2 protein-coding genes are annotated in these 1,648 nt (G+C 72.3%); one reads left to right on the top strand and one right to left on the bottom strand.

Features of this window, described 5'->3' with window-relative positions; all coding sequences use genetic code 11:
* A partial coding sequence (locus tag IJH84_RS26680; RefSeq protein WP_295150387.1) for a tetratricopeptide repeat protein occupies window positions 1–726 on the top strand: 726 nt, incomplete at its 5' end.
* 4 nt (window positions 727–730) lie between these two features.
* Here IJH84_RS26680 and IJH84_RS26675 read toward each other — a convergent pair.
* The coding region (locus IJH84_RS26675; RefSeq protein WP_295150384.1) for a DUF2399 domain-containing protein at window positions 731–1,648 on the bottom strand (918 nt) is incomplete at its 5' end.

The raw sequence follows: 1,648 nt of genomic DNA, 5'->3' as shown, positions 1-1,648 counted from the left end.
GTGTTGCTGGCCGACATGCTGCGCACCCGCGAGAAGCAGGATCCGGGGGTGCTGAGCGTCCGGCACAACCTGGCACTGCGGCATGGTGAGGCCGGGCATGTCCAGCAGGCGGCAGCCGAATTCGGCGAGCTGCTCGAGGATCGGTTGCAGGTGCGCGGACCGGACCACCCGAACACGTTGCAGACCCGCGGGTTGCTGGCCACCTATCGAGCGCGCGCGGGTGAGCCGGAGCACGCGGTGGATGAGCTGGAGATGCTGGTGCAGGATCGGCTGCGGGTGCAGGGACCAGATCACCCGGACACGCTGTCCACCCGGGACGAGCTGGCCACGCAGCGCGCCGCCGCGGGCGATGCGCGGGGTGCGCTGGAGGAGATGGAAGAGCTGTTGCCCGATGCGCTGCGGGCATTGGGGCGTTTGCACCCGACGACGTTGAGCATCCGGCAGGCTCTCGCCATCCGGCGCGGCGAGGCGGGCGACCCGCACGGGGCGGTCGAGTTGTTCGCCGATCTCGTTCCCGACACGCAGCGGGTGCTCGATCCACGTGCCCCCAATGCGCTGGCCGCCAGGCACAACTTCGCGTTCTGGCAGGCGGAGGCAGGCGACACCGCGCAGGCGCTGGCCGAGTTGGAGGGCCTGCTGCCCGAGATGCTCCAGGTGCTGGGCGAGGATCATCCGCACACCCGCGCGACCCGGCTCAACATCGACCGGCTGCGGGGCGAGGACTGACGGTTCAGCCGGGGCGCAGGTCGTTCAGCAGGGTGGGCAGCACGATCTCCTCCTCGACCGCGCGGGAGGCCGTGGACATCAGCTCGGCCAGGTCCGGGTCCCACGGAGTCTCGACCGGGGAGCCGACGAGCTGCGGCAGGTCGAGGCGGTCGGCCGCGGCGAGGTTGACTGCTTCCCGGTAGTCGGCCGCCGACATCCGCCACAGCCCCACCTCGTGCGCGGACCACAACTGCCGGGCGATCGAGACGCCCGCCCAGTCGAAATCCCCGTGGTAGCGCAGCGCAGCCCCGTCCGCGCGCAGCCGCGAGAGCAGCGACAACGCCACCGTCGTCGGCTGCCCCGACACGCACACGACCGGATGCCGGATCTCTTCCTGCGCGGCGGCTTCCAGCACCCGCGGGTTCTCGCAGACGGCGACGACCGTGCCCGGCGCGACCAGATTCCCCGGCGCCGCGGCCAAATCCCGATGCGTCAGATGCGTCGGCAGACCCAGCTCACCGCGCCGCAGCACCATCCGGGACCACTCGTCGTCACCGGTCAGCGGCAGTGCCCAGCACAGCACCGTGGCGGAAACCTCGTCGAGCGCGACGCCGCAGCGCTCCCACAACGCCCGCCGGTCGCGTTCGTTCGCCGGGGGATCGATGCCGTGCGCGAGCGCCGCCGCGCGCAGCACGACGCGGCTCAGCGTCGTTCCGCTGTCGAGTTCGTGCGCGCGACCGACGCGGCTCGCGAGGTCGGCGCGCGAGGTGAACGACTCCGGTTCACCGGCCGCCGGATCCAGCACCATCGCGGAGAGCGCACCGGCCGCGTGCCGCAGCCCCACGTCGAGCTCTTCCTCGGCGACCCGCCCGTACTGGTGCAGCCACTGCACCCACGGCTGCGCCCACTCGCGTTCGGCGAGGCCGTGCTCGGCGAGCGCGGC

The organism is Saccharopolyspora sp. (assembly GCF_017434145.1).
GTDB lineage: Bacteria > Actinomycetota > Actinomycetes > Mycobacteriales > Pseudonocardiaceae > Saccharopolyspora_C > Saccharopolyspora_C galaxeae.
The sequence above is the reverse complement of the archived record's forward strand: the minus strand, read 5'-3'. Positions and strand labels throughout refer to the sequence as shown.